General features: G+C 73.8%; 18 protein-coding genes and 3 tRNA genes. 11 read left to right on the top strand and 10 right to left on the bottom strand.

The window, feature by feature from the left end; translation table 11 throughout:
- Positions 1-140: 140 nt before the first annotated feature.
- The 7 genes from ABTZ54_RS15940 to ABTZ54_RS15910 all read left to right on the top strand — a co-directional run bounded on the left by ABTZ54_RS15940 (position 141) and on the right by ABTZ54_RS15910 (position 6,298).
- Positions 141-1,010, top strand: a complete 870-nt coding sequence (locus ABTZ54_RS15940) for a phosphatase PAP2 family protein (protein ID WP_351662897.1) — start codon at positions 141-143, stop codon at positions 1,008-1,010.
- The gene (locus ABTZ54_RS15935; RefSeq protein ID WP_351662894.1) at positions 943-2,055 is read left to right on the top strand and encodes a hypothetical protein; all 1,113 of its coding nucleotides are present in this window, start codon (positions 943-945) and stop codon (positions 2,053-2,055) included. The genes ABTZ54_RS15940 and ABTZ54_RS15935 overlap by 68 nt, the downstream gene beginning before the upstream one ends.
- Positions 2,046-3,629 (top strand): hypothetical protein, encoded by a 1,584-nt coding sequence (locus ABTZ54_RS15930; protein ID WP_351662891.1) that lies wholly within the window; start codon positions 2,046-2,048, stop codon positions 3,627-3,629. Before ABTZ54_RS15935 ends, ABTZ54_RS15930 begins: the two co-directional genes overlap by 10 nt.
- Positions 3,630-3,631: 2 nt before the next feature.
- Positions 3,632-4,969 carry an AAA domain-containing protein gene (locus ABTZ54_RS15925; protein ID WP_351663044.1) on the top strand — a complete coding sequence of 446 codons (1,338 nt, stop codon included), beginning with the start codon at positions 3,632-3,634 and terminating at the stop codon, positions 4,967-4,969.
- 135 nt (positions 4,970-5,104) lie between these two features.
- A complete protein-coding gene (locus tag ABTZ54_RS15920; RefSeq protein ID WP_351662888.1) occupies positions 5,105-5,461 on the top strand; it encodes a DUF8844 domain-containing protein in 357 nt (118 codons plus the stop codon).
- Between the two features lie 143 nt (positions 5,462-5,604).
- The gene (locus tag ABTZ54_RS15915; RefSeq protein ID WP_351662885.1) at positions 5,605-6,234 is read left to right on the top strand and encodes a bifunctional DNA primase/polymerase; all 630 of its coding nucleotides are present in this window, start codon (positions 5,605-5,607) and stop codon (positions 6,232-6,234) included.
- Positions 6,225-6,298: transfer RNA gene (locus ABTZ54_RS15910), tRNA-Lys, on the top strand. Before ABTZ54_RS15915 ends, ABTZ54_RS15910 begins: the two co-directional genes overlap by 10 nt.
- A gap of 63 nt (positions 6,299-6,361) precedes the next feature.
- Here the strand turns inward: ABTZ54_RS15910 and ABTZ54_RS15905 are convergent.
- On the bottom strand, positions 6,362-7,639 hold the full coding sequence (locus ABTZ54_RS15905; protein WP_351663041.1) for a M6 family metalloprotease domain-containing protein: 1,278 nt from the start codon (positions 7,637-7,639) through the stop codon (positions 6,362-6,364).
- A 365-nt stretch (positions 7,640-8,004) separates the two neighbouring features.
- Here ABTZ54_RS15905 and ABTZ54_RS15900 point away from each other — a divergent pair, with 365 nt between their 5' ends.
- Positions 8,005-9,846, top strand: coding sequence for a putative bifunctional diguanylate cyclase/phosphodiesterase (locus ABTZ54_RS15900; protein WP_351662883.1), 1,842 nt, complete (start codon positions 8,005-8,007; stop codon positions 9,844-9,846).
- Between the two features lie 221 nt (positions 9,847-10,067).
- Here the strand turns inward: ABTZ54_RS15900 and ABTZ54_RS15895 are convergent, their stop codons facing one another.
- Together ABTZ54_RS15895 and ABTZ54_RS15890 are read right to left on the bottom strand one after the other, a co-directional pair.
- A complete protein-coding gene (locus ABTZ54_RS15895; RefSeq protein WP_351662880.1) occupies positions 10,068-11,786 on the bottom strand; it encodes a glycosyl hydrolase family 18 protein in 1,719 nt (572 codons plus the stop codon).
- Between the two features lie 256 nt (positions 11,787-12,042).
- Positions 12,043-13,143: an LLM class flavin-dependent oxidoreductase gene (locus ABTZ54_RS15890; RefSeq protein WP_351662877.1), complete on the bottom strand. Its 1,101-nt coding sequence runs from the start codon at positions 13,141-13,143 to the stop codon at positions 12,043-12,045.
- Positions 13,144-13,512: 369 nt separating this feature from the next.
- Between ABTZ54_RS15890 and ABTZ54_RS15885 the strand changes: the two genes are divergently transcribed.
- Complete coding sequence (locus ABTZ54_RS15885) at positions 13,513-14,271, top strand: IclR family transcriptional regulator (RefSeq protein ID WP_351662875.1); 759 nt, start codon at positions 13,513-13,515, stop codon at positions 14,269-14,271.
- A 53-nt stretch (positions 14,272-14,324) separates the two neighbouring features.
- Positions 14,325-14,398 (top strand) — tRNA-Lys (locus ABTZ54_RS15880).
- A 70-nt stretch (positions 14,399-14,468) separates the two neighbouring features.
- Here the strand turns inward: ABTZ54_RS15880 and ABTZ54_RS15875 are convergent.
- The 7 genes from ABTZ54_RS15875 to ABTZ54_RS15845 all read right to left on the bottom strand — a co-directional run bounded on the left by ABTZ54_RS15875 (position 14,469) and on the right by ABTZ54_RS15845 (position 24,610).
- On the bottom strand, positions 14,469-15,122 hold the full coding sequence (locus ABTZ54_RS15875; protein WP_351662872.1) for a response regulator: 654 nt from the start codon (positions 15,120-15,122) through the stop codon (positions 14,469-14,471).
- On the bottom strand, positions 15,062-16,363 hold the full coding sequence (locus ABTZ54_RS15870; RefSeq protein ID WP_351662870.1) for a sensor histidine kinase: 1,302 nt from the start codon (positions 16,361-16,363) through the stop codon (positions 15,062-15,064). The genes ABTZ54_RS15875 and ABTZ54_RS15870 overlap by 61 nt, the downstream gene beginning before the upstream one ends.
- 73 nt (positions 16,364-16,436) lie before the next feature.
- Positions 16,437-16,970 (bottom strand): DUF3710 domain-containing protein, encoded by a 534-nt coding sequence (locus ABTZ54_RS15865; protein ID WP_351662867.1) that lies wholly within the window; start codon positions 16,968-16,970, stop codon positions 16,437-16,439.
- Between the two features lie 76 nt (positions 16,971-17,046).
- Positions 17,047-18,705, bottom strand: coding sequence for an AMP-binding protein (locus ABTZ54_RS15860; protein WP_351662864.1), 1,659 nt, complete (start codon positions 18,703-18,705; stop codon positions 17,047-17,049).
- Between the two features lie 26 nt (positions 18,706-18,731).
- Positions 18,732-19,322 (bottom strand): lytic polysaccharide monooxygenase auxiliary activity family 9 protein, encoded by a 591-nt coding sequence (locus tag ABTZ54_RS15855; RefSeq protein ID WP_351662861.1) that lies wholly within the window; start codon positions 19,320-19,322, stop codon positions 18,732-18,734.
- A 131-nt stretch (positions 19,323-19,453) separates the two neighbouring features.
- On the bottom strand, positions 19,454-20,248 hold the full coding sequence (locus ABTZ54_RS15850; protein ID WP_351662858.1) for an SPFH domain-containing protein: 795 nt from the start codon (positions 20,246-20,248) through the stop codon (positions 19,454-19,456).
- Positions 20,249-23,203: 2,955 nt separating this feature from the next.
- A complete protein-coding gene (locus ABTZ54_RS15845) occupies positions 23,204-24,610 on the bottom strand; it encodes a peptidoglycan-binding protein (RefSeq protein WP_351662856.1) in 1,407 nt (468 codons plus the stop codon).
- 184 nt (positions 24,611-24,794) lie between these two features.
- On the opposite strand from ABTZ54_RS15845, the gene ABTZ54_RS15840 reads away from it, so the two are divergent.
- Positions 24,795-24,868 (top strand) — tRNA-Lys (locus ABTZ54_RS15840).
- Positions 24,869-24,904: the final 36 nt, after the last annotated feature.

The raw sequence follows: 24,904 nt of genomic DNA, 5'->3' as shown, positions 1-24,904 counted from the left end.
GGGGTCTCTCCGGTGTGTCACGGAACGGGATGTCTCCATCATCGCCCACGTGAATTCCGGGTGGCTTCCGGGCAACCTCGCGCCGCCCCCGGGCGTCCTCACACGATCGGGGGCACAAGCGGGGGGAGTGGGGGACTCGGATGCGCAGACCACGGTGGTGGGCGGAGCTCGTGCTGATCGGCGCGGTGTACGCGGCCTACTCCTGCGGGCGGCTGCTGGCCCGCGGCGACGTGGACACGGCGGTCGCCCACGGGCTCGCGATCCTGCGGTTCGAGCAGGTCCTGGGGATCGACGCCGAGCATCCGCTCAACCGGCTGTTCACGGCGACGCCCGCGCTCGGCATCCCCGCCGACTTCGCCTACGCCTCGCTGCACTACCTGGTCACCCCGGCGGTGCTGGTGTGGCTGTTCCGGCGCCGACCCGCGCGGTACCGCGCGGCCAGGACCTGGCTGATGGTCTCCACCCTGCTCGGCCTGATCGGCTTCACCCTGCTGCCGACCTGCCCGCCGCGGCTGCTCGACCCGGCCCACGGGTTCGTCGACACGATGGCGCGGTTCAGCGCGTACGGCTGGTGGGGCGGGGAGGCCAGCGCGCCGCGCGGGATGGGCGCGCTCACCAACCAGTACGCGGCGATGCCCAGTCTGCACGTGGGGTGGGCGCTGTGGTGCGGGGTGATGCTGTGGCGGTACGGGCGGACGCCGCTGCTCAGGGCGCTCGGCGTCGGCTACCCGCTGCTGACCGTGCTCGTGGTCATGGGTACCGCCAACCACTATTTCCTGGACGCGGTCGCCGGGGCGGCGGTGATGGGGGCGGGGCTGCTGCTCACGCCGTACGCGATGCGGCTCGCCGACCGGGTCACGGGCCGGGTCACGGGCCGGGCGATCGGGGCCGAATCCGCCCGAAACTCCCCGCTTGTCAGTGGCGGATGGGAGACTTCCGCGGGTGAGCGCATCCCTCGACAGCGGTCCGCACCGACCGCCGCAGACGACTCTCGGCCATCAGCTCGCTGAGCTGCGTGGACCGGCCTCCGTGCCGCGCCCGCTGGACGCGCGGGCGCTGGCCGCGCTGGCCGCCAACCCGGGCTGCAAGCGGCGCGCGCTGCTCGACGGCGCCGGGGTCGACAAGACGGCGCTGGCCGAGAAGCTGGGCTCCCCCTCGGGCTTCGGCCAGTCGCAGTTCGCGATAGCGCGGGGCAACGCGTTCGAGGCGCGGGTCAAGGCGGACGGCGGCCGTGAGCTGCTGCGGCTGCTCGGCATCGAGGACCCGTCGACGGTGGACCTGCCGGACCTCGCGGCGGCCGGGCCCCAGGGCCGGGCCGCCCGGACGGCGCTCGCGCTGCGGGAGGCGACCGGGGCGGGCCGCTGGGCCCTCCTCGACCATCCGATGCTGGCCGTGGAGGTGGCGGGCGCCCCCGTCTATCTGGAGCCGGACGTGGTGGTGGTGCACCCCGACGGGCGGTGGACGGTCGTGGAGATCAAGTCCTTCCCGATGATCGACGGTTCGGCCGACGCGGCGAAGGTGGGCGCGGCGGCCCGCCAGGCCGCGGTCTACGTGCTGGCCCTCGAACGGATCGCGGCCGTCACGGAGGGCGCCGAGGTGGCGCACTCGGTGCTGCTGGTCTGCCCGAAGGACTTCTCCAACCTGCCGACGGCCTCGGCGGTCGACGTGCGCAAGCAGTTGTCGGTGACCCGGCGGCAGTTGCGACGCCTCACCCGGATCGAGGAGATCGTGGAGGAGCTGCCGGACGGCGTCTCCTTCGACGTGGCGGAGTGCTCGGCCGAGCAGTTGGCCGGCGCGGTGGAGGCGGTGCCGCACGCGTACGCGCCGGAGTGCCTGGCCGCCTGCGAGCTGGCCTTCCACTGCCGGGAGCGGGCGCGGGCCGCGGACGTGGTGGAGGCGCTGGGCCGTTCGGTCCGCGGCGAGCTGGGCGGGCTCACGACGATCGGCGAGGTCCTGGCGGCGGCGCGCGGCGAGGGCGGAGACCCGGCCGATCCGGCGGTGGCGGCGCTGCGCCGGGCGCAGGCGCTGCGGACGGAGGCGCTGGCATGCCGCTGATCTCCACGCTGGCCCGGATGGAGGCCGTCGAGTCGGGCCGGGCCCGCCCGCTGGCCACGGTCCGCCACCGGCACCTGTCGGCGCGCCCGCTCGTCCTCGTACCGCTGACGACGGCCGGTGAGGCGGGTGCGCCGCTCGGGGCCCTGGTCGGCACCGACCCGGAGGATCCGCGGCTGCTCGTCGTGCCGCAGCCGCGCGACCGGGACCTGCGCTTCGCGTTCCTGGCCGAGCTGGCCGACGCCGTCCTGCCGTACGTGGACTCCTTCACCGACGTCGTGGAGGGGGCAGAGCGCTCCGAGACCGACCCGGAGACCGGCAAGAAGGTCAAGGTCGAGGTCGAACTGTGCGCGGACGCGCCGCAGTTGGTGGTGCCGGGCCGGGCCGCCGTCGAGTACGTACGGCTGCTCGGGCGTTCGACGCGGTTCCGGCGGACGGCCGAGCAGGACCCGGAGACGCCGTTCCCCGCGCCGCCCCGGGTGCCGCTGCTCGGGCGCTGGCTGACGCACTACGGGGAGCGGGCCCGGGTGCCGGGCTCCTCGCTGCTCGTCGCGGCGACGGACTTGCTGAACCGGCACTGGGCGACCGGCCAGTCCTCCCTGGAGGACCAGCACCTGGGCGCGCTGCTGGCCTGGATCGACCCGCCGGAGGGCGAGTCGGGGGCCGAGGCGGCGCTGCGGGCGGAGCTCGCGCGGGACGCGCGGGGGCAGTTGCTGTGCCCGCCGGCGGGGCCCGCGACCGATCCGGCCTTCGACAACCGGCTGCTCGCGCCCGCGATCGAGCGCTACGACCGGGCCCGGCAGGCGCTGGGCGCCGCCGAGGACGGCGAGGCGGCCGAGACGGGCCTGGCCGAACTGCACGCGGCCGAGCGGGAGATCCGCCGGCTGCTCGGCACGCAGCTGAAGCCGACCTGGGACGCGGTGTGGCAGGCCCTCGGCCTGCTGCGGGAGCTCCCGGCGGGGGCCAGGGTCGGCGACCGCTGGACCCGCGACCGCTGGTCGTTCACGGGCCAGCGCGACCGGATCACCGCGGGCGAGCCGCCACAGCCGCGCCTCGACGACCCGGTGACCGCGGCGCGGAAGCTGGCGGCGCGCGAGCAGGCGCAGGCGCAGTTGGAGGCGCAGGAGGCGCTGGACGACCCGCTGGTCCTGGCGGGGCGGCGGCTGGCGGGCGAGGCGTTCGCCGGGGAGGTGGTGGAGGTGGCGATGACGCGCACGGAGAAGAACCGGCCGCGCCCGCTGCTCACCTTCCGCACCGACGATCTGCCCCATCTGGACGAGGGGGTGAAGGTGTTCCGCTCGCTCGAAGGCAAGCCGCAGACGGCGGAGTTCGTCCGGCGGGAGCCGGACGGCGCCCTGGTGCTGCGGGTCGTGGACCGGATGGGCCGGGGGAAGGAGCCCGCGGAGGGTTCGGTGCCGGAGAAGGGCGAGCGGATCGCGTGGACGCTGTTCGAGCACGAGGCGCGGGTGGGCGCGAAGCTGCCGGACCCGGAGGAGACCCCGTGGACGCACGGCGGGCCGCCGCGCGCGGACGCCGTGGAGCTGCCCGACGCCGTGACGCCGGAGGACCTGCTGTGAGCGTGACCCGAGACCGCTTCGACCCGTCGGCGCTGGCCGCGCGGGCCACCCGCGAGATCCTGGCCGACACGCTGCACGGGCAGTCCCGTGGCGTGGTCGTGGACTCCCCGCCGGGCGCGGGGAAGTCGACCCTCGTGGTGCGGGCCGCGCTCGAACTGGCCGAGGCGGGGCGCCCTTTGATGGTCGTCGCGCAGACCAACGCGCAGGTGGACGACCTGGTCCTGCGGATCGCGGAGAAGCAGCCCGAGCTGGCCGTGGGCCGGCTGCACTCGAACGACTCCGACCCGTACGACAAGGCGCTCGACGGCCTGGAGCAGGTGCGGAAGTCGGCGAAGCCCGGGGACCTGGTGGGGCTGCCGGTGGTCGTGTCGACGGCGGCGAAGTGGGCGCACGTGAAGAACGTCGAGCCGTGGGCGCACGCGATCGTCGACGAGGCGTACCAGATGCGTTCGGACGCGCTGCTCGCGGTGGCGGGGCTGTTCGAGCGAGCGCTGTTCGTGGGCGACCCGGGGCAGCTCGACCCGTTCTCGGTGGTGGGCGCGGAGCAGTGGGCGGGCCTCTCGTACGACCCGTCGGCGAGCGCGGTGTCGACGCTGCTCGCCCACAATCCGCACCTCCCCCAGCACCGCCTCCCGGTCTCCTGGCGCCTGCCCGCCTCGGCGGCCCCCCTGGTGTCCGACGCCTTCTACCCGTACACGCCGTTCCGCAGCGGCACGGACCACGGGGACCGGCGGCTCTCCTTCACGGCGCCCTCGGACGGCTCGGGCCCCGACCGGGTCCTCGACGAGGCGGCGGAGTCCGGCTGGGGCCTGCTGGAGCTCCCGGCCCGGCACACCCCGCGCACCGACCCCGAGGCCGTCCACGCCATCGCCGTGGTGGTCCGCCGCCTCCTGGAGCGCGGCGGCGCCACGCTCTCGGAGCGGTCGGAGGACCCCTCCCCCGTCACCCCCGACCGCGTCGCCGTGGGCACCGCCCACCGCGACCAGGCCGCGGCGGTACGGGCGGAGCTCGCCCGGCTCGGCGTCACGGGCGTGACGGTGGACACGGCCAACCGCCTCCAGGGCCGGGAGTACGACGTGACGGTCGTCCTCCACCCGCTCTCCGGCCGCCCCGACGCCACCGCCTTCCACCTGGAGACCGGCCGCCTCTGCGTCCTGGCCTCCCGCCACCGCCACGCGTGCATCGTCGTCTGCCGCGCGGGCGTCGGCGACCTCCTGGACGAACACCCCTCGACGGAGCCGGTCCAACTGGGCGTGACGGTGAAGTTCCCCGACGGCTGGGAGGCGAACCACGCGGTGCTGTCGCACCTGGAGGAGCACCGGGTGCGCTGGGCGCCGTGACGGGGGCGGCCCCGGCGGGGGCGCGTTTCGTGCGTCGGGCGCCGGGTGGTGCGCCCTGGGGCGGTCTTGCCAGGCGCGGGAGAATGGAGGCAGGCCCGGGTGTCCGGGCCGCGTGTGTGCGAGGAGGAACGGACGATGGCGGAACCCGCGGAACGGAGCGGACAGCGGAGGGTCAGGCCGGCCCCGCTGATCTTCGAGCCTGCCGAGGCGACCGCCGACCCGGAGCACTTCTTCGACCTGGAGTCGATCGAGGACCCTCGGGAGCTGCTCGCCCGGGCGACGGAGCTGACCCTGGCGTTCCGGGCGGCGACGGACCGGGCCATCGAGTTCCAGGCGGTCGCGGCGGCCCAGCTGGCCGATCCGCGCCGGTTCGACCGGCTCACGCCGGCGGCCGTGGCGGAGCGCGCGGAGTGGACCGAGGACTACGCCCGCAAGATGATCGAGTTCGGCGAGGGGCTGCTCCGGACGAGCGGTCGCGAACCGGAGGAGTGAGCCCCGTCCGAACGGATGAAACCGGCCACGGGTCTGATTTTCTGGCATATGCCGGAGCGCAAGATACTCCCCCGGACCCCTCCCTGTCCGGGTTTCCGGCAACCCGCTGAAACGGAACCGTCACGCCCGGTAGATCTTCTCGTATGACCACGTGGCTGCGCGAAGAGACGACCCCCTACGAGATCCTCCATGCCCTGCGGGGCCTGGACGAGGGGCGGCACCAGGCCGCACGGGTCACCGAGGAGGGGGCCGACTGGCTGGCCTCGGCCGTCGCCGAGCCGCGGTCGCTGCTCGGGCTCTGGGACGAGCGCCCGGACGCCGCCGCCGTCCTGCCCTGCGGGACCGCCTTCGACGTGGTCAACGTGGAGCCGATCTTCGGGCGCCGGATGCTGGACCGGCTCTGGGCCGAGGGGCCCGGCTCCGGGCCGGTCGCCACCCACCGGGGCCGGATGCTGCTCTTCGCCGCGCCCGGCACCGCCCAGCGGCTGCCGTCCCTGCTCGACTGGGAGGAGTGGGGGCAGGCCGTGCCCCGGCCGCTCTGTCACGGCATCGGGGACGCCGTGACCATCCCGGCGCTCACCCCGCACGACTCCGCGGGCCCCCGCTGGCTGGTCGCCCCCGACACCCGCTCCCCGTGGCTGCCCGGGCCCGAGGTGCTGCTCTGGGCCTGTGTCCGGGCGGCCAGGGCCGCCTCCGCCGCCGACGTGCGCGTATCGATTTTTCCTTCCCCGGATCCGGGTGCTAATGTCTACGACGTCAGCAGGCGCCGCTAGCTCAGTTGGTTAGAGCAGCTGACTCTTAATCAGCGGGTCCGGGGTTCGAGTCCCTGGCGGCGCACCGACAGAAGAAGCCCCTCGCGGAAGCGGGGGGCTTCTTCGTGTGCGCGGTGCGGCAGGCGGTCTAGCGGCCCGCCTGCCGGCCCGTGACGCGGACCGTCCACACGCCCGCCCGCGTCCGGTCGGCGACCTCCACCCGTACGCCCGTTCCCGGCACCGTGAAGGACTCCCCCTCCGCCAGCGGCGCGTCCGCGAGCGGCGGGTAGACCGAGCGGTCCCAGCAGGCCTCGGTGCCCGGGTGGGTGTCCACGACCTCGACCGGCCCGTCGCCGGAGGCCGCCTCGTTGCGCACCCGGTAGACCAGCACGCCCTCGGTGCAGGTGTCCCGGTCGTTGCCGGTCGCCGCGCGGGCCTCGATCGCGAGGACGCTGTCCTCGCCGGTGCGGACGACCGCGAGCCGGGTCCCGACGGTGCCGCCGGCCACGGGGGCCGCGCCGACCGGCTCCAGGCTCACCGTGCGGGTGCCGGGGCCGCGCACGCAGACCACCTGGGAGCGGTCCAGCCAGCCCAGCTTCCACTTGTGCCAGGCGAAGAGGTCCGGGGCCAGGCCGAACTGGCTGCCCATGACGTCCCAGTCGCCCACATAGGTGTCCCAGTCGCCCTTGCCGTCCACCGGCCGGTGGTAGAGGTCGGGCAGGTCGAAGACGTGCCCGGTCTCGTGCGCGAGCACGTTGCGGTCCGGCGGGTGGCGCTCGAAGACGGTGACGACCCGTTTGATCTCCGTGCCGTCGGCCTCCAGCGGATGCTCCAGGTTCACCACCTTGGTGGCGTCCGAGTCCACCCCCGGCGCGTCCGGGTCGGCGACCAGATAGACGACGTCGTAGCGGGAGAAGTCGACGGAGGCGTCCGCCGCCTTGATCGCGTCGCGCAGATAGGCCGCGCGGTGCTCGGCGTCCCAGTCCCGCCGTATCCGGTACGCGGAGGAGTCCCGTGGCATCCGGGTCCAGGCGGTCTGGGCGTGGGTGCGCAGGCTGAAGCGCCCGTAGGAGGCGCGCTCGAAGAACTCGGCCGTGCCCGGGAAGTGGTCCGCGGCCAGCGCGGACGGCTCGGTCAGCGGCTCGGAGTCCGGGAAGGACAGGAAGATCATGACCGCGTCGAGGGCCCGGGTGGGCTGCGGATAGGCGCGGTTCCAGGTGTCGAGGCCGAGCGAGTGATGCGCCGCGGTACGGGGCAGGGCGCAGGGCCCGGCCGAAGGCGCGGCGACGGCGGGGCCCGCCACGAGGCCGGTCGCGGCGAGCGCCGCGAGCGAGGTGAAGGCCGCCGCGCCGGCCCGCAGGCGGGAGCGGGGCGACCCTCCGGGCACTCCCTCGGGTACTCGCCCGGGTGGCTGCTGACCCCTCACGTGGACCTCCGGCTCCGGAATGCGGGACACCTCACCCACCTTGTGATGGTTTGCGGTGTTTCGCACCTTTCCGCTGCCCCGGTCGGGTGAGCGGGACCCGCCGCGTCGACGCGACACGGACGCGGACCGACTCACGGAAAGTCACATTCGGTCAGGGCGGCATCGGGCCGTGTCAGACCCGCGCAGAAACGATCGGGCGAGGGCATCGGGTGGGCATCCTCACAGGCCGCGCGGGCCCCGCGCCGGGCCCGGGAGCTGGAACGGTCCCCCGGCCAGCCTCTATGATCGGCACACTTTCCTTGGCACTTCCCCTGGCCGAATTCCGACCACATCTGTACGGCCCGAACGCACTACGGGAGCGAGCGGTGAGCGGATCCCCCGAAGTACCGGTGCCCCCGTCGGCGGAGCCCGCACTCACGGAGCGTCACCCGGCCGAACTCCGGGACTGCTCCGCCGCCTTCCGCGTGGCCCGGATCGCGATGGCCCTGGTCGACCAGGACGGCACCGTCGTCGCCGCCAACGACTCGCTCGGCACCCTCCTCGGCACCGAGCCCGCCGCCCTGCGCGAGCAGGCCGCCGCCGACCTCGTCGACCTCGCGTCCGACGGGCGCACCTGGCACGCGTACCGCGAGGTGCTGCGCGGGCGCCGGTCCCGCTTCCGCTGCACCCGCAGGCTCAAGCACCCCGACGGGCGCTCCCTGTGGGCCGAGGTGACGGTCTCCCCCGTCCCGGACAGCCCGCGCGTGCTGCTCTCGGTCGCCGACATCAGCGAGCGCCGCGAGCTCCAGGCGCGCCTGCGCCACCTCCAGATGCACGACCCGGTGACCCGGCTCCCCAACCGCGCCCTGTTCTTCGAGCGGCTCACCGCCGCCCTGGAGACCGCCGCCCTCGAGGCCCACGAGGAGGCCCCCAGGGACCGGGCGCCCGCATCGCGGTCGTACCAGTCGTACCGGCATGGCGGAACAGGGCGGATCGGCATCTGCTACCTCGACCTGGACGGCTTCAAGGCGGTCAACGACACGCTCGGCCACCGGATCGGCGACCGGCTGCTCGCCGCCGTCGCCGCCCGGCTCACCGAGTGCGCCGACAACTACGGCTACACCCGCAACGGCGGCCACCTCGTCGCCCGGCTCGGCGGCGACGAGTTCGCCATCCTGGTGGAGGAGTCCACCGGCACCGAGCAACTGGCCGACCTCGCGCAGTCCGCGCTGGCCTCGCTCCAGCGGCCCTTCGACCTGGCCGGGCAGCGCCTGTCGGTCTCCGCCTCCATCGGCGTCGTGGAGCGGGCCGCCCACGGCTCGACCGCGACCTGTCTGATGCAGGCCGCCGACACCACGCTGTACTGGGCCAAGGCCGACGGGAAGAGCCGCTGGACGCTCTTCGACCCCGAGCGCAACGCCCACCGGATGACCCGGCAGGCGCTCAGCTCCACCCTGCGCCCGGCGGTGGAGCGCGGGGAGTTCGCGCTGGAGTACCAGCCGCTGGTGGACCTCGCCGACGGGGCCGTGCGCGGGGTCGAGGCGCTGGTGCGCTGGAACCACCCGCAGTTCGGCACGCTGGCGCCGAATCGGTTCGTCGGGATCGCCGAGGAGGACGGCTCGATCGTCGAGCTCGGCCGCTGGGTGCTCCAGACCGCCTGCCGGCAGGCCCGGCAGTGGCAGAAGGACCACCCCGGCGACCGGCCGATCTTCGTCAGCGTCAATGTGGCGGTACGTCAGGTGTGGGACTCCGACCTGGTCGCCGATGTCGCCGGCATCCTCGCCGAGACCGGGCTCGCGCCCCATCTGCTCCAGCTGGAGCTCACCGAGTCCGCGGTGATGGGCTCGGCCGGGCGCCCGCTCCAGGCGCTCCAGGCACTGAGCGACATGGGCGTGCGGATCGCCATCGACGACTTCGGCACCGGCTACTCGAACCTGGCGTATCTGAGCCGGCTGCCCGTCTCGGTGCTGAAGCTGGACGGCTCCTTCGTCCGCGGCTTCCAGGACGAGGCGCACGCCAACCCGGCGGACGAGCTGATCGTGGAGGCGCTCGTCCAGCTCGCCCACCGGCTGGGGCTCACCGTCACCGCCGAGTGCGTGGAGACCGCGGGGCAGGCCACCCGGCTGCGCCGGATCGGCTGCGACACCGGGCAGGGCTGGCTGTACTCGCGACCGGTGGCCCCGGACCGTATCGCCGAGCTGATCGGGGCCGCACCGCTGCCCGTGTGAGCGGGCGGGGCCGCCGGGGCGCGCCCCTGGGCATCCGGCCCCCGGGCGCGGGCATGGAACTGCCCCCGGCCGGAGGGACATTCCGGGCGGGGGCAGTGGTTCATGCGGTGGAGCGTGGGGTCAGGCGGTGCGGCCTGGGGTCAGGCCGTGGAGCCTGGGGGCAGGCTTTGCAGCCCGGTCAGGCCGTGGAGCCTGGGTCCGGAGGGGATCAGCGGGCCCGGTCAGCAGGCGCCCTGGTCCTTCCAGACGCCCCAGTCGCCGGTCGTGCCCGGCTCCTCGTTCTGCGTCCACCACTGGGCGAGCCACTTGCGGCCCTTGTGGGAGACGGTCGAGCCACCGGTGTAGACCGTGCCGGCCACGTACGCCGGGGCGGTGCAGCCGGTCGGCGGCGTCGTCGGAGGCGTGGTGGGCGGGGTGGTCGGCGGGGTGGTCGGCGGCGTCGTGGGCGGGGTGGTCGGCGGCGTCGTGGTGGGCGGCGTCGTCGGGGTGGTCGGCGAGGAGCCGACGGCCGTCACGATCTGGTTGAAGAGCGTGGCGTTGGCGTCCAGGCCGAGCAGCGAGTACATCATCGCGCCGGCGAGACCGCGCTGGTGGGCGTAGTCGGCACGGGCCTGGATGGTGCGCTGGTCGAGGCCGGTGAAGAACTCGCCGTCCTTGTAGAAGTAGGCGGACTTCGCCTGGTCGTCCCAGAAGGTGGTGGCCGGGTTGTCGACGATGCCGCCGAGCTCCTTGTAGTGCGCGATGCCCGGCTGCTGGCTCAGCGGACGGGCGCCGGAGGCACCGGTGGCGGGCTGGGCGAGGCCGTTGGCGGTGCCGGCGGGGACGCCCTTCCAGCCGCGGTAGTAGAACTCGTAGCCGAGGGTCAGCTTGTTGGCCGGGAAGCCGCCGGTGATGCCGTAGGCGGGCTTGCCGTCGATCCAGGAGTCGATGGCGTTGTCGATCGAGTACTTCTCGGTGCCCGGCTTGATCGCGTCGGTCGGGTCGTTCGTACCGGAGTACAGCGGGGACTGGTGGTACGTCGGCCCGTCGCCGTCCCAGGCGCCGTGCATGTCGTACGTCATGATGTTCGCGTAGTCGAGGTACGCGCCGATCTTGTCCGTCTCGATGTACTTGATCTTGTCCTGGCCGGCCGGGAGAGCGGCGGTCAGCAGGTACTTCTTGCCGCCGTTGGCGGTGCCGTACGCGTCGAGCTGCTTGCGGAACTCGGCGAGCAGGAGGGTGAAGTTCTGCTTGTCCTCGGGGGCGTAGTGGTTGCCGAGGTGGCCGCCGTCCGAGCCCGGGTACTCCCAGTCGATGTCGATGCCGTCGAAGATGCCGGCCGCGGTGCCGGGGCCGCCGAAGCCGCCCTCGACCGGGAGGTCGCCCTGGATGTACTGCTTGATGCAGGAGGCGACCAGCTTCTTGCGGCTGGCGTCGGTCTTGGCCGCGTCCGAGAAGTACTTGGAGTAGGTCCAGCCGCCCAGCGAGATGTTGATCTTCAGGTTGGGGTGCTTCGCCTTCAGTTCCTTGAACTGGTTGAAGACGCCCACGATCGGCTGGTCCCACTTGTCGGCCACGCCGTCGACGCTGTCCGCGGCCGAGAAGGACTTCTGGTAGTCGGCGTACGAGTCGCCCGCGCCGTCACCGGCGTTGGGGTTGTTGTCGTCGCCCGCGGCCTTGTTGGCCTGGAAGCAGGTGAGGTCGGTCGGGTGGATGTTCCCGAACGAGTAGTTGATGATGTCCAGTTTGCCCGCGATGCCGCGGGTGTCGAGGTGCTTGGGATAGAAGGCGTTCCCGTACACGCTCCACTGGTCGTAGTAGGCGATCTTGACGCCGCCGGTGGAGGGGGCGGCGGCGGTGTCGGCTGCCTGGGCGGAGCCGATGCCGACGGTGGCGGCGAGCGCGCCGGCGGCGAGGGCGGAGCTGAGAAGGGCGGCGATCAGTGGTCTGCGGGGGTGCACGTGCGGCCTCCGGGAGGGGTGGCGGTACGGAAGTTGGAGCAGTGATATCCGGCGTATGAACAGCGCGTCAATGGTCTGAACCAGATTGAGGACTAGACCAATTGGCGCGAGAAAGCCCTTGTCAGGGCTGTCCGGAGAGGCCGCAGCACAAAACGGAACCGCTCGCCACCACATGTGACGAGCGGTTTAAGGTTCGCTTAGGGATCTTCGGTCGGTTCGTTCAGGAGCGAACCAACGGCCTGGCGAGATCGAGGTTTTACTCCCCCGGGGCCGGCGTCGCGGCCGGCGGCGGGGGCAGCTCGGGGAGCCCGTACGCGTCGGCGATCAGCTCGTAGCTGCGCACCCGGACGTCCCCGCCGTGGGCGTTGCCCGTGATCATCAGCTCGTCGGCGCCGGTCCGCTTCCGGAGCGCGTCGAGCCCCTCGCGCACCTCGTCGGCCGAGCCGTACACGACGTTCGCCAGCCAGGACTCGACGAACTCCCGCTCGGCCGGGCTGAACGCGTACGCCTCCGCCTCCTCCGGCGACGGGACGAGCCCCGGCCGGCCGCTGCGCAGCCGCAGCATCGACAGCGCGCCGGTCAGCACCTGCCGACGGGCCTCCTTCGGGTCGTCGGCGGCGAGCGCGGCGACGCCGATCAGCGCGTACGGCGCGTCGAGCACGGCCGACGGCCGGAAGGAGTCCCGGTAGAGGTCGAGCGCGGGGATCGTGTTGTGCGCGGAGAAGTGGTGGGCGAAGGCGAAGGGCAGACCGAGCATTCCGGCCAGCCGCGCGCTGAAGCCGGAGGACCCGAGCAGCCAGACCGGCGGCCGCCCCTTCGGCCCCTGCACCGGCCCCGGTACGGCGTGGATCCGGGCGTACGGGTGCCCGTCCGGGAAGTCGTCGTCCAGGAACCGCGTCAGCTCGCTGAGCTGCTGCGGGAAGTCGTCGGCGCCTTCGTTCAAGGTCTCGCTGCGGCGCAGCGCGGCGGCGGTGGCGCCGTCCGTGCCGGGCGCGCGGCCGAGCCCGAGGTCGACCCGGCCCGGCGCCAGCGCCTCCAGGGTGCCGAACTGCTCGGCGATCACCAGCGGCGCGTGATTGGGCAGCATCACGCCACCGGAGCCGAGCCGGATGCGGCGGGTGTGGGCGGCGAGATGGGCCAGGATCACGGCGGGCGAGGAGGAGGCGACCCCGGGCATGGAGTGGTGCTCGGCCACCCAGTGCCGGTGGTAGCCGCGCCGCTCGGCCAGCCGGCTGATCTCGACGCTGGTCGCCAGGGCCTGGGTCGCGGTGCGCCCGCTGCCCACGGTCACGAGATCCAGTACGGACAGCGGTACGGGCGCGGTGCCCCGCGCCTCTCCTCGAATCGCGTCGCTCACCGTGGACGGCCTTCCTGCGCAGTGACGTCTGTACGGGGGGCGACAACAGGAGGGTGTCTCCGCTTATTCCGGCGGCCTCCGGGCGCGCGGGGGCCCCGGGATCCCCGAGGCGCCCGGGATCCCTGAGGCGCCCCGCCCGAAAAAATCTTCACGTCCGGAAGGGGCCGAACGCCCGTGCGGGAACCCTCCCGCACGGCCCTGACCTCAGCCTCTGTCACGGGGCTGTGACTCTGGCATATGCCAGAGTGGCGCGCCCCAGCGTACGGCCCCTGAGCACCGCATCAATCTCGCCAACAGCCGCCCCGTATCGGGCCCTTGGCGGCTATCGTGGTACGGAAGCTAGCGGTCACAACCTGGTAGGGGGAAACCGTGGCGCTGAAGCCCGAGCCCACCGCGCCGTTCCACTCGGTGCAATACGCGCTGCGCGTGCTGGAGACCGTCCCACGGCACGGCGGCGGCGTGACGGACGTGCAGATCGCACGGGAGACCGGCCTGCCCGTCGCCCATCTGTCGTCCCTGCTCCTCATGCTCAGGCGCGAGGGATATGTGGAGCAGGTCTCCGACGGCGCCTATGTGATCGGCGACTCCCTGGTCCTCCTCGGCTCCGGCATGACCCGCCGCGAGGCCCTGGAGCTCAAGCTGCAGGAGACGCTGACCGAGCTGCGCGATTCGGTCGGCGCCGCCGTCTACATCAGCCGGTACATCGACGGCGAGGTGAAGATCACCCAGTTCGCCGACGGGCCGCGCACCCCGAAGGTCAACGAGTGGGTGGACTTCCGGTCCGCCGCGCACGCCAGCGCCGTCGGCAAGTGCCTGCTCACCCAGCTCGACCAGAACGGGCGCCGCGATCACCTCTCCCGCCACAAGATCGCCCGGCTGACCTCCCGGACGATCACCAACGAGAAGGTGCTGTTCTCCAAGCTGGACAGCCAGCCGCCGACCGTCCCGGTGCTCGATCTCCAGGAGTACGCGGTGGGCACGGTCTGCGCCGCGGTGCCGCTGACGGCGGGCTCGGCCGTGGGCTGCCTGGCCCTCTCGCTGCCGATCGAGCACGCGCACCGGCTGCGCTCGGCGGCCGACACGCTGAACCGGCGGGCCGCGCCCGTGGTGCTGTCGCTGGCGATCTGACCGGGTGGTCGGGAGCACCCCTCGGGACCAGGTAGTATTTTCTCTGTCAGCAAGCGCCGCTAGCTCAGTTGGTTAGAGCAGCTGACTCTTAATCAGCGGGTCCGGGGTTCGAGTCCCTGGCGGCGCACAGACAGAGGAAGCCCCTCGCGAAAGCGAGGGGCTTCTTTGTTTTACGTGTACGTCTTCCGTCTTCCGTCTTACGCCTGGAGATAGGCCAGCACCGCGAGGACCCGGCGGTGGGTGTCCTCCGCCGGGGGCAGGTCCAGCTTGGCCAGGATGTTGCCGATGTGCTTGCCGACCGCCGCCTCCGTGACGACCAGCCTGCGCGCGATGGCCCCGTTGGAGTGCCCCTCCGCGACCAGGCCCAGGACCTCCCGCTCCCTGGGCGTCAGCGCCGCCAGCGGATCGCGGTGCCGGCGCAGCAGCTGCCGTACGACCTCGGGGTCGACGACCGTACCGCCGTCCGCGACCCGGACCAGCGCGTCCAGGAACTCCTCGACCTGGCCGACCCGGTCCTTGAGCAGATAGCCGACGCCCGTGCCGTCGCCCGCGTCCAGGAGATCGGCGGCGTAGCTGCGCTGGACGTACTGGCTGAGCACGAGCACCGGCAGCCCCGGGCGCTCGGCCCGCAGCGCGACGGCCGCGCGGAGCCCCTCGTCCTGGAAGTCCGGCGGCATCCGGACGTCCGTGACCACGATGTCCGGTTCGTGCGCGGCGACGGCGGCGGGCAGGGCCCCGGCGTCGCCGACCGCCGCGACGACCTCGTGGCCGAAACGTGCCAGGAGCCCGATCAGTCCCTCGCGGAGGAGGACGCTGTCCTCGGCGAGGACGACTCGGAGCGAACGCCGCACGGGATCTCCACTCGTAGAACGGTCGGCCCGCCGGGCGGGCTGGTGATCGAAAGTGTCCCATCGAGGACGGCGAGCCGGTCGGCGAGACCGGTCAGGCCGCTCCCCCGGGCCGGGTCGGCCCCGCCGCGCCCGTCGTCCTCGACGGCGAGCCGGAGCACCCCGCCGGCATGGCGGGCGGTCACCGCGGCCCGGGTGGCCCCGCTGTGCCGGGCGAGATTGGCGAGCGCCTCACGGGCGGCGAAGTAGGCGGCGCTCTCGACGGGGGCGGGGAGCCGGGGGAGGCCGTCGGCCCGCACGTCCACCGGGACCGGCGACCGGTCCGCCGCGTCGGCCAGCGCCTCGGGGAGCCCGTAGTCGACGAGGACCTGCGGATGGATGCCGTGGATCAGCTCGCGCAGCTCGGTCAGCACCCGGCCGGCCTCCTCGTGCGCCTTCGCCAGCTGGTCGGCGAGCGGGCCCGGCGGGGCGTCGTACCGGGCGAGCCCGAGGGTCATGGTCAGCGCCACGAGCCGTTGCTGGGCCCCGTCGTGGAGGTCCCGCTCGATGCGGCGCCGCTCGGCCTCGAAGGCGGCGGCGAGCCGGGCGCGGGAGGCGGTGACCTCGCCGATCCGGTCCCGCAGCTCGGCCTCGCGCGGGGCGAGCAGGGCCCGGGCGAGGGCGGCGCGGGCCCCGGCGAGGGCGGTGAGCGGGTAGAGCAGCAGCGGCAGCAGGACCAGACCGAGCAGGGCGGCGGCGAAGGCCTGCGGATACGAGGTGACGAGATACGCCTTGACCACCTTCGCCTCCTCCCCGCCGGCCGCCGCGAGCTGCACGGGCGCGCTCAGCAGGGCGGCGGGCAGACCGAGCCCGACGGCGAGCACGATCAGGTCGAGCGGCCAGAGCACGGTCGCGAGCAGCACGGCGTACGCGAGCTCCCGCCAGGTGGCCTGCTCCCGCACCCGGACCCGCAGCCAGGCGACGAGGCCCGGCGCGCCGGGAACGCGGTGCGGATCGGCGGCCGGTTCACGGTCGAGCAGCAGCAGCCGCCGCCGCTCCAGTCCCCCGAGGGCGACACCGGCGAGCGGCAGCAGCGGCAGCCCGACGAGGAGCACGGAGAACCCGACGAGCACGAGAAGAACGAGCAGCGCGAGCGCCCCGACGGCGACCCCGGACGCCAGGTAGGCGACGGCCCTCCATGGCCAGGCGGTGCGAAGAAAACGGCCGGGCCGGGCCAACGCCTGCCAAGGGGTACGGGGCTCCATGGACGATCACGTTAGGCGGGGGTACGGGGGCGGGGCCATGGGCGCAGGGGGTGTCCGGGCGGTAGGGCTGGGCCTACCTCGCCGGGACTTCGACCGGAGGCCATCGCAGCGTCGTGGCCGGGCGGCCGGTGCCGGTGCCGGTGTCCTTGACCGCCGTCTCCTCGAACACCTGGTACGACCAGGCGTCGTCGCTCCCCGGAGTGGCCCCCACCCCCGTGATCAAGCCCCTCAGCAGCCGGCCCTGCTCTTCCCGGCCGACGAAGCGCACGTCCATCGTCCTGGTCCGGCCGTCAGGGCCACTCGTGAAGAGGTTCGCCTGGAGCTCAGGCCCTGACCGGCCGATGATCTCCCGCACCGTCCCGCCCCGCTGTCGGACTTGCTCCGACAGGTCACGCCGGACGGAAGCCCAGGAGAGGCCCGCCGACGCATCGAACAGCTGGACCTGAATCGCCGCCCGTCCTCGCACCACGGTGACGGACAGCACCTTGTCGCCCCTCTCGTTCCTCAGCGGCGAGAGCCGGACTCCTTCGGTGGCCGGAACCCTCAGAGGGCCCAGGTCGAAGAATCCGTCGTCCGTTCGCCGCCAGTGGACCTCGTGATCGGCCATGACACCCCCCGTAGATCGCCTTCCATGTCCGGCACGGTCAGGACGAGGCTAGGTCCCGGAGGCGCGCGGCCGCAGGCTACCCGGGGAACTCCCGCCCCCGTTCCGCGTACTCCGCGCGCAGGGTCTCGCGGGTGGTCGGGGTGAGGGGCTCGTACGGGGCGGTGGGGGTGGGGCGCCACCAGGTGGGGTCTGGGGAGGTCAGGGCCGTGTGGCGGAGGGCTGCTCGGTGGATCTTGTTGGTGGCCGTCAGGGGGAGTTCGGGGACCACGCGGACGAAGCGGGGCGGCATCTTGGTGCCCAGGTCGGACTGGGCGGCGAGGAAGGCGGCGAAGGCGGCCGGGTCGAAGGCGGCGCCGGGGCGCAGGGCCAGCGCGGCCATCACCTGGTCGCCGGCGGCCGCGTCGGGGACCGCGTACACGGCGACTCCGGCGGCGCGCTCCCAGCGGGCCAGGATGTTCTCGATCATCGCCGCGGCCAGGTTCTCGCTGTCCACGCGCAGCCGGTCGTCGGTGCGCCCGGCGAAGTAGAGGAAGCCGTCCGCGTCCCGGTAGAAGAGGTCGCCGGTCCAGTACCAGCCGTCGCGCAGCCGGGCGGCCTGCGCCTCGGGGTTGCGCCAGTAGCCCTCGAAGGGGTTGCGGCCGCGGTTGACCAGCTCGCCGACGGCCTCGTCGGCGTTGAGCAGGACCCCGGTCGGGGAGAAGCGGGCCGGAGGACATTCGTGGCGGGTCGCCTGGTCGACCACGGCCAGGTCGTCGGCGGGGGCGGCGCGGCCGATCGCGCCGGGCGGTGTGCCGGGGGTGCGCTGGATGGCCGCGCCGCCCTCGGAGGAGCCGTACCCCTCGACGAGCCGGGCCCCGAACCGCGCCTCGAAGCGGGCCGCGTCCACCGCGCCCGCCTCGGTGCCGAAGCCGAGCCGGAGGTGGTGGTCGCGGTCGTGCGGGGTCTCGGGGGTGGCGAGGAGATATTGGACGGCCCGGCCGACGTAGGTGAAGTAGGTGGCGCCGAAGCCGCGTACGTCGGGGAGGAAGCGGGAGGCCGAGAAGCGGGCACGCAGGGCGATCCCGGCGCCCGCGACGAGGGCGGGCGCCCAGTCGGCGATCACGGCGTTGCCGTGGAACATCGGCATGCAGATGTAGTGGGTGTCCTCGGCGCGTATCCCGAAGTGGGAGACGAGCGAGGCACCGGCCGCGGCGAGCCGCCCCTGCGAGCAGACGGCGGCCTTGGGCGCCCCGGTGGAGCCGGAGGTGAAGGAGAGCAGGAGGCGGCGGTCGGGGCCGACGGGACGGACGGGGCGGATGTCGTCCGGGGTGGCGGCCTCGTAGGGGGCGAGGAGGGCGCGGTAGGCGTCCGTGTCGGTGACGAGGATGCGCAGGCCGGGGAGGGGCAGCCCGTCGAGGAGCGGCAGGTGGGCGCGCTGGGTGATCAGGACCCGGCACTCGGTGTGCCGGATGTCGCGGGCGAGTTCGGCGCCGCGCCGGGTGGGGTTGATCCCGGCGACGGCGGCCCCCGCGAGGGCCGCCGCGCCGAGCCAGAGCGGGTACTCCGGTGTGTTGTCGAGCAGGAGGCCGAGGTGCGGCTCGCTCCCCGGCCGGTCGGGCATCAGCTCCGTGAGCAGCGCGGCGCGCGCGGTGGCGCCCGCGGCGACCTGGTGGTGGGTGAGGGTGGTGTGCTCGTCCCTCAGTCCGGTCCTGTGGTCGTCCCACTGGCGTCGTACGAGCTCCGCGACGGTCCCCATGGGGGCGGATGCTAACTGACGCTACGTCAGAACTGAACGTCCGAACACGCGTAGAAGGCGTTCGTGGTGTCGGCGACGGTCCAGACGGCGAGGATCAGGCCGCGGCCGGTCTTGCCCGCCGGGATGGTCCCGGAGTGCGAGAGCGTGGACGGCGGCTGCTGGTTGTTGTAGGGGACGACCAGGAAGGGCTGGGGGTCGAGGTCGGCCCGGGTGAGGGCCTTGGTCCCGGTCCAGCCGTTCTTGGTGACGTAGTAGCGGAAGTCCGTGGTCGCGTGGCGGGCCGTGAACTGCCAGCGGAAGGTGTAGCTCTGGCCCGAGGTGACCTTGGTGGTGGGCCAGGCGCCGCCGCGGGGGTCGTCGAGCTGCGAGAAGCGGGAGTTCCCGCCGGCGCAGATCTTTCCGTCGGCGGGGCCGGCGGCCGGGAAGCCCTTGAGGCCCTCGACCGACTGCGGCTCCCACTGGATGTCACCGCAGTTGGTCACGGTGCCGTTGGCACAGAGCTTCTGACGGCTGATCGGCGAGTCGGTGTAGCCGTGGCTGCTCGCGCTGGTGGTGGCGAAGAGGGAGGCGGCGGCGACGCCGAGCGCCACGGCCACCACTCCTGTCTTTTTGCGCATGCTGTCGCTCCAGGAGAACGTGGGGGAGTTCTGTGGGTCCTGCTGCACGCGTGCGGTGACACTGATTCCGGTCTAGACCAAGTAACAAGGTATGGCCGGAAGTTGAGCATGTCCATACCAATGAGTGAGGGTCACGCGCCCTCCCCCGACGCCGTCCGGCCCGTGTAGAACGCCACGGTCAGGTCCTTCACCAGCGCCTTGCGCTCGTAGTCGTCCAGCTCCACGAGACCACGGGAGGTCAGCCGGTGGACCACGTCGTCCACCGCGTCCACGACCGAGGTCAGGACGCTGTCGCGGTGCTTCGCGTCGATCGCGGCGATCCGGCGGCGCTGCATCGCGGCGGCGACCTCCGGGGCGTACTCGATGCGGGTCGGCTGCGCGGAGAAGACGTCGATTCCGACCGGCGCGCACTCCGCCGACAGCATCCTCGTCAGCGCCTCGCCGACGGCTTCCGCGTCGCGCAGGGTCGGCGCGTCCTCATGAAACGCGTCCGCCGGCAGCTGGCTCAGTACCCGGGCCATCGCCGCCTCGACCTGCTCCCGCAGATACTCCTCGTGCCGGGCCACGCCCAGCGCGGCGCGGACCGTGTCCCGGATCCGCCACACCACCAGGACGACGACGTCCAGCGCCGTGCCCTTCGCGTCCACCGCGGGCAGCGGCTCGCTGCGCCAGTGCCGCAGGCGTACGTCGACGCGGCGGCGCTTGAGGAGGGGGCTGACCCAGAGCAGGCCGGTCCTGCGGACGGTCCCCCGGTAGTCGCCGAAGAGCGTCAGGACCAGGGCGTAACCGACCCGGCCGCGGCCGAGGCCGCCCAGGAAGAACAGGACGGCGACGACGCCGAGGGCGAGCAGGGCCCACTGTCCGAGCGGAATCCCGTGGTACGGGCGGGAGGGCAGCCGCAGCATCCGCGCGACCTCCCCGGGCACGACCCCCACCCACCACACGACGGCCGCGCACCCCACCAACGCAAGCACCCCACCGACCACACCGACCCACCCCGGCAGCACCGGCCCCGGCCTCTCGACCAACTTCGGGTCAGCGGTCGGCGCGGGCCGAGCGGACGCACGAGCGGGAGCCGGGATGACCGCCTTCCCCTTCTTCCGCCCCCCCGCCTGCGCCTTGGGCACCGGCACGGTGGCGGGGCCCCCGTCGTCGCTGCCATCCCCTCCGGTCGCGTCCGGCTCCTCACGGAAGAGCAGGTGGACAGGGATGGAACCGGTCGTCTCGGCTCCGATGACGTTGCGGCGACGGGTGGAGGGGGTGGATCCGCTTACGGGACGGTGACTGGGGGTGGTGCCGGTGGGGGCTCCGGGGCGGGGTGGGGTGGGGGTGGCGGTGCGGGTGGTGGTGTCGGTCACGGGTCCGGGACCGGGTCCGGGTCCGGCTGCGGGTTTGGTCGCGGGTCCGGGTCCGGTCCGGGAGCTGGTCCCGGGCGCGGCTTCGGAGCCGGAGCCGGAGCCGGAGCCGGAGCCGGAACCGGCTTGGGTGATGGATGCGGCGATCGGTACGGCGACGGCCTTGACGTGGACGCCGGCGATCCAGCCGACGTCGACGGAGTCGTCGAGGGTGGGGGCGGGGGGCTTGGGGGCGGGCTTGCCGGGAGGGGTGGCCTGGGGCGCCGGTGTGGAGGGGCGGGTGGGCGCGGTACCCGGGGTTGCCGCCGTCGCGACGGGGTGCGCGGGGGCGGGTCGGGTGGACGAGGGGATCGAAGCGGGCGCGGTCGAGCCGCCCGGGGTCGGCGTGGCGGCGGGAGCGGGGGCAGTCGGATCACCCGAGTGCGCTGCTGCGGCAGCGGGCGCGGAGGGGGCCGAACCGGCCGGGTTCTGCGCTGCGGCGAGGGGGCTCGCGGACGTGGGCCGGGTGGGCAGGGTGCCCGAAGCCGCCACTGCACGAGCAGGCTCAGGAGCGGCCGAACCGGACGGGTTCGCCGCTGCCGCGACGGAGCTCACGGACATGGACCGGGAAGGCGCGGCGTTCGAAGCCGCGACTGCCCGAGCAGGCTCAGGAGCGGCCGAGCCGACCGGGTTCGGCGCTGCCGCGAGGGGACTCGCGGACGTGGGCCGGGTGGGCAGGGTGCCCGAAGCCGCCACTGCACGAGCAGGCTCCGGGGCAGCCGAACCGGACGGGTTCGCCGCTGCCGCGACGGAGCTCACGGACATGGACCCGGCGGGTGCGGCTGGCGAAGACGCCGCTGCCCGAGTGGGATCGGGGGCAGCCGGACCGACCGGGTTCGACGCTGCCGCGACGGGGCTCGCGGACGTGGGCCGGGTGGGTGCCCGAGTGGGCTCGGGAGCGGCCGAACCGGACGGGTTCGGTGCTGCGGCCACCGGGCGCGCAGGCGTGGGGCCTGCCGGAGTGCCCGGGTTCGCCGGAGCGGCGGCCGGGCGTTCCTGTGCCGCCGTACGGCCCGCCGGCTCACTCCCGGGGGTCGACGCGGGCCGCGCCGGGGCGGAGGGGGCCGCCTGGCCGGGTGCGGCAGGTGCGGCGGGCTGGGCAGCCTGAGCGAGGCCCGGCGCGACGGGCTGGGACGCCTGCGGTGAGAGCGCGCCTGTGGGAGCAGCGGACGAGACCGCATGCGCGAAGCCCGACACGGCGGGCCCGGCTGCCCTCGGCACGTCGGCACCTGCCGACGTGGCGGACCGGGCTTCCTGACCGAGGCCCGGCGCGACGGGGTGGGACGCCTGCGGCGAGCGCGCTTCCGTAGGAGCAGCGGACGAGGGCGCATGCGCGAGCCCGGCCGCCCTCGGCACGCCGGTGCCCGCCGAAGCGGCGGGCCGGGCCTCCTGACCGGGGCCGGGCGGGGGTGCCTGCACCGAGGTGGTTCCTGCGGGTGCTGCGGGCTGGGATGCCGAGAGGCCGATGCTGGGCAGGGTGCCGCGGGGGGCCGCCCCCGTGGACGAGGGCGGCGTAGAAGCCGGTGAACCGGACGCCGTGGGCGTCGAAGTCGTCGGGCGCGTCAGGCCCGGGGTCGCCGGTCCTGCGGATGGGCGGACCATCCCGGACGCCAGGGGCTCCCGGTCCTGGCGAACGGCCGCCGAAGCGGCCGGTGCCGCCTGCCGCGCGGGGCCTGACCCACCTGCCTCCCGGTCCAGCCGGACCGGCTGCGGTACGGGACCGGTCCCCGGGCTCGCTCCCGCAGGCTGGGCGGAGCTCGCCGTCCCGAACCCATCGGCGCCCGGACCGGCAGGCAGCACCTGCGGCCCGCCCTCAGGCTGCGCGTCCCCCGCCCGGGCAGCCCTCGCCGCATCCGAGCCCGCCAGACCGGCAGGCAGCACCTCGGCCACACCCCCAGGCTGCGCATCCCCCGCCCGGGCGACGGCCCTCGCCACATCCGGACCCGTCAGACCGGCGGGCAGCACCTGGGCCACGCCCGCAGGCTGCGCGTCCCGCGCCTGGGTGGCCCTCGCCGCCTCCGGCCCACCCGCATCCGGGAGCGCCGAGCCCCTCGCAGCGGCGGGCGAATCCGGGGCCACTCCCCTAGCCCCCACGTCGTCCCCCGCCCGGGCGGGCCTCGCCGCCTCCGGCCCGCCCGCGCCCAGGCTCGCCCCAGCCATCGCCCCGCTCCTGCACGGTGGTGTCAGGTCCGTGGCGAGGGCGTCCCGGGTGGCCGGGGCCGGGCTCGCGGTGGGTGCTCCGGTCGTGGTGGCGCCGAGTGGCGCCGCCAGTGCCGGCGAGCTCGCCATGGCGGCGTCGGCCCCCGGCGCCGCACGGCCCGGCAGGGCGCCGGTGTCCGCGCCGCCCGCCCCCGGCGGCCCCGCAGGGCGTAGGCGGCCGTCGGTGAGGCGGCGGGCCGTGCGGGCCGCGTCTCGGGTGGCGGCCGGGCCGGAGTCCGGGGGGGTCGGGGTCGATGCCGTCATTCGGTCCACCTCATGCTCTCGGGGTCATCGGAACAAGCGCCGCCAGGTCTCCGGGCCCGGGTAGCCGTCGGCCTCGCCGCCGCGCCAGCCCTGGGCCCGCTGGAAGGCCTCGACATTGCGACGGTCCGCTTCCGTCCACTTCGGACCGGGGCCCGACGTGTAGTGCTTGCCGAAGCCCCGCTTCATCAGTTGTTTGCCCAGCTTCTCCACATATGCGCTGGATTGGCCCGGACGGAAGTAGCCACGCCCGGGGAACCCGCTCTCAGTTGCGCTCGACCCGCCCGAACCACTCGAACCGCCGATGTCCTTGCCCTGCCCGGAGACGAGGAGCGCCCACGTCTGCGGGCCCGGCATGCCGTCCGCCGCGCCGCCCTTCCAGCCCTGGGCCTGCTGGAAGGCCTGGGTCGCCCGGCGGTCGGCTTCGCCCCAGCGGGGCCCGGGGCCCTGGGCGTAGAACTTCTTCCCGCCGCGCTCGACGAGCAGCTTCCCGAGCTGCGTGACGTACGGGTTGTTCGCGCCCGGCCCGAAGCTGGCGGCGCCGGGGTACGGCGTCGTCGTGGCGCCGGAGCCCGCGTTCCCGCTGCCGCCGCTGACCACGCCCTTGTAGCGGTACGCGAGGTAACGGTCGGAGTTCTCCCAGTACGCCAGCGGCGTCGCCTGCTTCCGCGTGCGCGGCTTGGTCTGCTCGTACGCGATGTAGGAGGTGTGGGTGTAGTCCGTCCACCCGCCGAAGATCGTCACGTGCGAGCCGCGCGTCGGGTCGGCGGGGTTGTGAAAGAGGAGGATGTCGCCGGGCTGGAGCTCCGTGCGGTCGATGCGGTCGGCGAAGCGGTCGAGGCTGCCGGTCCACTCGTTGTTGCGCAGGTTCCAGGCCATGGAGATGTAGCCGGAGCAGTCCTGGCGGTAGCCGTCGCTCCAGTACTTCTCCATCGAGTACGGGACCTGGGCCGCCACCCAGATCTTCGCGCGGTTGATGATCTCGGCCCTGGTCGTCTTCCGCAGGGTGTCCGTGGAGATCTGACTGGTCGTCGGGGTCGCGTCCGGGGACGGCGCCGAGCCGGGCCCGGGGGCGCCGTGCAGCGGCCCGGCACCACCCTGCGGGGTGTCCGCACCGGGACCCGTACGGTCCGCGCGGCCCGCGGCACCCGCACCGTCCGCCACCGGCCGCGTCAGCACCGCCGGATCCGCCGCCACCGTCCCCGGACCCGACGCCTCGGGCTCCGTCATCGCGTCCGCCATGCTCGTGCCCGCGCCCCCCAGGACCACCCCCGCCGCCGTCACCAGGACCAGCGCGCGGCGGGCGCCGTGCGCGGCCGGGTGGCCGCCTGCCCGTACGGGGAGCCCCAGGGCGAGGTCGCGCCGCTGCTGGGCGCAGCCCGCGCAGCCGCAGTCCGACGCGGGTTCGATTTCTTCGAAGGCCGGCACACTCATGTGTTCCCCTCCACACTCGTCAAGATCTTTTGGCGCTCCTGCACGGGCGCCAGTGTCTCAACTGTCTGGACAAATCGCATTTTGACGGATCGACGGCTCGATACGACCATCCGACAGGCCGGGCGGGGGTCGTAAATGGTCAGGAGCAGGGTCGGAGGTCCTGTAGAGTTCTCGATGTCAGCAGGCGCCGCTAGCTCAGTTGGTTAGAGCAGCTGACTCTTAATCAGCGGGTCCGGGGTTCGAGTCCCTGGCGGCGCACGCGAAGACTGAGGCCCCTCACCGGATGGTGAGGGG

The organism is Streptomyces sp. NPDC094032 (assembly GCF_040303965.1).
Taxonomy (GTDB): Bacteria; Actinomycetota; Actinomycetes; order Streptomycetales; family Streptomycetaceae; genus Streptomyces.
This window is presented reverse-complemented; position numbering and strand designations above follow the sequence as displayed.